The following is a 5,467-nucleotide window of genomic DNA, read 5'->3' on the forward strand; positions in this document are numbered from 1 at the left end:
CTGCAGTTCTAGGATACCAAACGGCCCGCGCACGCTTTCTGGACGGTCAACAGCTTGGCGTAGAAGAAGGTGCGTACCCGCGCGGTGTGCCGTTCGGTGAGAGTCGCAAACAGACCACAGGCAAAAACTGCAAGTGCGAGCGTAGCGCCAACAAGTGCGATGTTGCCCGCCGTTGGTGGTAAGCGCTCAGAGCCCACTAACAACGCTGCGGCGAATGCCATGATTGGAAAGTGCATGGCATAGAGTGAAAAGCTGGCTTTTGCTCCATAACCGGCGAACGGTCGCAACCAGCGCGGCGTTGGCGGATTCGCTCGTAGCAATATATATAGAAAAAGTGCGAATGCGCCCGCCAGTGCCAGTTCAAGGCCCTCCAGTCCGACAACCCGCACAACGATAAGTATTGCCGGTAATATGCTGCTCGCAATGATCAGCCAGGTGCGGCCAATCGGTGATCGGGGAAAATCGGTCAGATGCGTTTTGGTCATACCATGAAGCGCAGCACCACAAAGCCAACAAGCAAAGCCGATCAGCATGAATGGCGTAATCCAGGCCAGACCGATAAAAATTAAGAAGATTGACGGGCGACGTTGCCTCCAACTGACGACAATGGCCGGAAACCAGATGTAAAACCAGAATTCATAAGCGAGGCTCCAAAGTGGTCCGTTAGTGCCGAACGGCGCAACCACGATGCCCTGCAAGAAGAGAATGTTGCCTAGCAGCACATGCCACTCGAGCGCGCCGACGACATCCTTGCGCAGCACGTAAGTCTCGGTCGTGCCGAGATGGGTCGATGACTCGAGGGCGTAGAGGCCCACCGCGTCGAGCGCTCCACCGATCACCAATGCCGGCACTAGCACGACCAGCAATCGCGCAAGGCGGTCGATCAGGTAGCTTGACCAATGCCAATCCCCGATCCGTCTGTCGATACTGCGCGCGATCCAGAAGCCGCTGAGCACGAAGAAAAGAATGACGCTTGCATGCGCATAACCAGCCAAAAAATAGCCGGCCGAAGCCGCGACCGAGGCTTGCCCGCAATAATCTTCGATGAGGAGATACCAAGCATGTGCGAACGCGACTACGACTGCCAGGACACAGCGCATGGCATCCATAACCGCAAAAGCGCCCTGACCCGACTTCTGGTCGCCGCGCTCCATGTCTTGCCCAGATTTGGTCGAAAAGCCGTCTCCGCGGCGCGCATCCGTTGTATCCCCCATGCATACGATACGACGGCAGATCGCTTACCCCTCAAACTCGTGCCTTCTTTTTTGCCGAACAGGGTGGGGCCAAGCTGTTACGACAGCGATGCTGCCCGTTGGCGGGCGCGATAGAGACGCGTTTCGGCCGCCTTCTCGCTTATGTCGAGTATCAGTGCGGTTTCGACTTGGCTGATGCCCTCGATAGTCCGGAGGACCAGCGATTCCTTCAAGGTCGTTGGCAACACGGCGATGGCACGTGTCGCCCGGTCCAGTTCCTGTCGATTGGCTACGGCGTCTTCAATCGCGTTTCGGTCTCCCGGGACAGCCTCGGCCTCCCTGCCAATTGGCACCGCCAATGACAAATTGCCGCACGGCGTGCTGGCCACCCATTTAAGGCAATGGTTCATCGCCATGTGAAGGCAGGGCACATGGCATTCGTGGCAGGGCGTCCATGCACGCCTTCATGTCGGGGTTGATCTGGTGCATCTCTCTACCTCCGTGTGAGTCCCCGCCTGCCCCTGATACGCGCGCCGCGGAATCACCCCTTGTCGCGATCTCCGTCGATCGAGGCGATGCTACATCGCCCATCGGCCGAACAGCGTTGCAACTATGATGCCCGCGCCAAGCATTAGGAGCGTCAGCGCCGTCATCGCGACGATCTGCGGTCCGGTCACGCGCGGGCCCGTCCCCATGCCGCTCATCCCTGCCATCGCATCGTGCTTCATGTCCGGCATCGGCGTAGCCGATTGCCGGTCCGCGGCGACCTCGTGCCCGCCATGCCCGAGTACGCGCACCGTGCCCATGCCGTGCTTCAACCGGACGCCGACAAGCCAAAGGTTGATAGGGTAGGCAACGGCGAAGCCGACAAGCGTCGCAAGCGACATGACGCCCCAAAAGCGAAGCGAGTTGGCGTGCATCGCAGCCATGTCCCGGCTCATCAACACCACCATCGTCGGGATCATGCCGGCCATAACGGCATTCATCGAAAGCCATTCGGGGATGAACGACATGCGAAGCGCCCCCCAATAGGAACCGCCCGCCATGTCGCGCATGAACAGCGCCTGGAAAATCAGCAGCCCGAACGCGAAGCCGAACACATATTCCGCAATCACGTCCTGCCACATCGGCAGGCCGAGTGCCGTGGTGATCGCGGCCGCGGCGATGACGCCGGTCGCGTCACCCGCCATGCAATGAATGGCCGACCCGAACGCCTGCTTCCAGAGCGGCCGAACGAAGTCCTCGTGCCGCTCGTTCGCCGGTTCCTGGCAGGACAGGACATAGGCCGCGGCCATGATCGGGCCGCCGTAGAGCGTGACCAGCAGCCACCCCCATTTCATCACCCGCAACTCGGGGTTGCGGGTGAAGGCATCCCACGCGACGTAAGCGACCGATATCGCGGTCAGCACGAACCATCCGATCAACACGGCGTCGAGCCAGGGGGCCGGGGAAGGCATCGTCATGGCAGCTCTCCTCTACATGCTAGAGGATACGTGGCTCCCCGCGCCAGCCCTCGCGCGGGGCGTGTCAGGCGAGCTTGCTGGATACGGCCTTGATCGCCTTCAGCCCCGATCCGAACCGCGCGATGGCCTCGCGGTTCCTCTCCAGCTCGCCGTAAGGGAGGTAGGATATGTCGAGGTCGGCGACGCGGCTGAACGCGGGCCGCTGCAATTGCGCACGAACGTCCGCCTCGCGCGCGTCGGGCGCGACGAGGAACAGTCCCGCGGTCGCGTGAAGGTCGCTACCGCTCAAGGCCAGGTCGAGCATCCTGACGATGCCCGAATAGATCGACGTCGAATGCTCCACCTCGAACGCTGCGGCGACGTGATCGCCGGCCTTTTCAAGCCACAGCACGTCGATCAGCCGGATGGAATCAGCGCCCTTCGACCTCGCGATCGTCTCGGGCAAGCGCTCAAGGCACCCTGCGCCCAAGGGCGATCCGTTGAAGGCTCGGCTGCGATCGTTTGCGGCGATCCATACGTCATAGCCGAGTGCCAAGCCTAGATCGCGAAGCCATGCCTGAATTTCGGTATGGGTGCGCTCGTTCTCGCCTTCACGCTGCGCGGCCTTGCTAAGCGTGCGCGCCTCTTCGCGCGCCGCCTCGAGCCGCTGCCCCCAGCTCGCCAGAGCCGCGCCGCTCACGTCGAGCGGCGGGGCCGGGTAGCGATCGGAGCCGATGTCGAACAGCAAGCCGCCGATCGCGCCCAAGTCGTTCGATAAAAGGTCGCGGAAGCGGTCGTTGAGGTCGAGGATGCCGGTTCGCATCGCTAGGAAATGCTCCCAGCTCCCAAGCTTCACGTTCGCCCCCGTCAGCGCGTTGTAACCCTTGACGATCGCGGTGTTGAAGGGCGGCACCAGCGTCGGGTGAAGGAAGTAGAGGAGGTTGGCGACAGCAGGCCCAAGCCCCTTGATCTTCAGGCGGTCGATCGCGTGGATATGGCCGATGATCTCCTCGGCCGTGTCGCAACACGAACAGGCGTCTAGCAGGCGGCCGAACGCGCGCTGGTTCTCGGGGCTCTCGTATATGTCGGGGATGCGCAGCTTCGGTTTCCAGAGGAACGCATGGTCCGCACCTTTGAAGATTTGGCGCTGTTCGGCAACGGAATGGACGACGGTTTCGAGCGACGATCCGCGATAGGCGACGCCAAACGAACCGCGCTCGATCTCGCCGACGACCTGGGTGATACCGCGCCGGATCGAACGAAAATTCTTCAGCCGCTCGTCCCACAGGAACCAGCTTCGATAGGTCGCGCCCGGATCGTCACGCCAACGGGTAATGAGCCGACGCACAAGGCCGTCGTGATCCTCTTTGGTAGTTATTTGATCAAGTTGCGCGGCCATGTTGTCGTTGCGATGCCCCCTTCGTTAAAGCGAGACCTAAGCCGCCGGTCGGCCAGCGTCGAGCCGTTCCGTTAAGTGGACCGTTACTTCGCTCGGGCTGAACGTACCGATTTTGCAACGGTGCAGACGCTTGGTGGCACGATGAGCCGTGAGGGGAACGTCCGCCGCTACGTATTGACCAAAGTAAGCAAATTTGCGGGAAGCGCTGAATCATGCGGACTTCGAAGCTGACTTTGCTGGCGGCGGCACTGGCGCTCGGCATGGCGATGGGTCGTGGGCACGATGAGGCCGCAACCAAAAACAAGACCTTCGGACAGCGCTTAGCAAGCTGGCTCGGTTGCCTGCACACGGTGGTGATTCACTTTCCGATCGCCTTGATCATCGGTGCGTTCGCAGTGGAGCTACTCGGGCTTTGGCGGCGCAAGCCTTTACCGAGATACGGCACGCGTCATGCTTGTCGTCGGCTCGGTAGGCGCGATCATCGCCATCGCCGTCCAGGGTTGGCTAGGGGGTTCTTTCATGCATGGCGGCCTCGACCATCTCGCGTTCTGACGTCAGCCGCTGCTCCATATTGATGCGTCAAATGGAGATATCCTAAGGTCGGCTAATTTTGTTTTGGGAGATGATAAATGAGCACCTGCGTGAAGATGATTATAGCGGTGTCGATCGCTCTTCCTGCCGCAGCGTGGGCGCAGTCAGACGCCCGCACCACTGACACACGTGCCGTGGCGGCGGCGCTGTCACAGTATAAGGACGCGATCGAAAAGCTTGACGCTGCTGGAACCGAGCAACTGTTCACGACCGACGCGCGGGTTTTCGAGACAGGAGCATCTGAGGGCAGCTACGCCACCTACCTGGCTCATCATCTCGGTCCCGAGCTGAAGCAGTTCAAATCGTTCCGCTTCTCCGACTACAAGGTTGACGTCCGCTTCGAAGGGTCGGTTGCCCTTGCGACCGAGACCTACCGTTACCGGATCGAGCCAAAAACCGGTGAGGCCGTCGAACGACTCGGCGTCGCCACAAGCGTGCTTAAGAAGATGAACGGACGATGGAAGATCGTGTCCATGCACAACAGCGCTCGGAAACTGAAGGGCACCTAACGGATTGCCGGCAGAGACTGTCGCGTGAACGTTTTTGGCACGTGCGTGCGGTCCGGGTCGTCCGCCCGTGCATGGACGGCGATCATGCCGGAAGCTGGGGGCGGATCATCCCCCAGCCATAGCACCAGGTCGGCGGCTGCCATGCTCTCGCGCGCACGCTCCACCCCGATGGCTTCAATCGGATCGCTCGTGTCGGTGCGCCCCGCGGTGTCTGTGAAGACCCATGCCAGCCCGCCCCGCTCGACCGGCGCCTCGATCCGATCGCGCGTCGTGCCGGCAATTCGCAGCACCGGATTACCGATCCAGGGATGTGCTTTCGGCAGATTGCGCTAG

6 protein-coding genes are annotated in these 5,467 nt (G+C 61.2%); 1 reads left to right on the top strand and 5 read right to left on the bottom strand.

Translation table 11 applies throughout. The features are described from left to right. Window positions 1-8: 8 nt before the first annotated feature. The 4 genes from BMX36_RS20690 to BMX36_RS20705 form a co-directional block, all read right to left on the bottom strand. Window positions 9-1,214 carry an acyltransferase family protein gene (locus BMX36_RS20690; protein WP_046407121.1) on the bottom strand — a complete coding sequence of 402 codons (1,206 nt, stop codon included), beginning with the start codon at window positions 1,212-1,214 and terminating at the stop codon, window positions 9-11. A gap of 77 nt (window positions 1,215-1,291) precedes the next feature. Continuing rightward, entirely contained in the window at window positions 1,292-1,609 is a 318-nt protein-coding gene (locus tag BMX36_RS20695; RefSeq protein WP_017183481.1) for an RNA polymerase sigma factor, read from the bottom strand. Window positions 1,610-1,771: 162 nt separating this feature from the next. After that, a complete protein-coding gene (locus BMX36_RS20700) occupies window positions 1,772-2,656 on the bottom strand; it encodes a DUF4396 domain-containing protein (RefSeq protein WP_046407119.1) in 885 nt (294 codons plus the stop codon). Window positions 2,657-2,720: 64 nt separating this feature from the next. Next, complete coding sequence (locus BMX36_RS20705) at window positions 2,721-4,034, bottom strand: hypothetical protein (protein ID WP_046407118.1); 1,314 nt, start codon at window positions 4,032-4,034, stop codon at window positions 2,721-2,723. A gap of 629 nt (window positions 4,035-4,663) precedes the next feature. On the opposite strand from BMX36_RS20705, the gene BMX36_RS20715 reads away from it, so the two are divergent. Beyond that, window positions 4,664-5,134 (top strand): YybH family protein, encoded by a 471-nt coding sequence (locus BMX36_RS20715; protein WP_046407116.1) that lies wholly within the window; start codon window positions 4,664-4,666, stop codon window positions 5,132-5,134. Here BMX36_RS20715 and BMX36_RS22430 read toward each other — a convergent pair. Beyond that, complete coding sequence (locus tag BMX36_RS22430; RefSeq protein WP_046195646.1) at window positions 5,131-5,424, bottom strand: GTPase; 294 nt, start codon at window positions 5,422-5,424, stop codon at window positions 5,131-5,133. The two genes, BMX36_RS20715 and BMX36_RS22430, sit on opposite strands and share 4 nt — an antisense overlap. Window positions 5,425-5,467: the final 43 nt, after the last annotated feature.

It is taken from the genome of Sphingomonas sp. OV641, from assembly GCF_900109205.1.
Taxonomy (GTDB): Bacteria; Pseudomonadota; Alphaproteobacteria; order Sphingomonadales; family Sphingomonadaceae; genus Sphingomonas.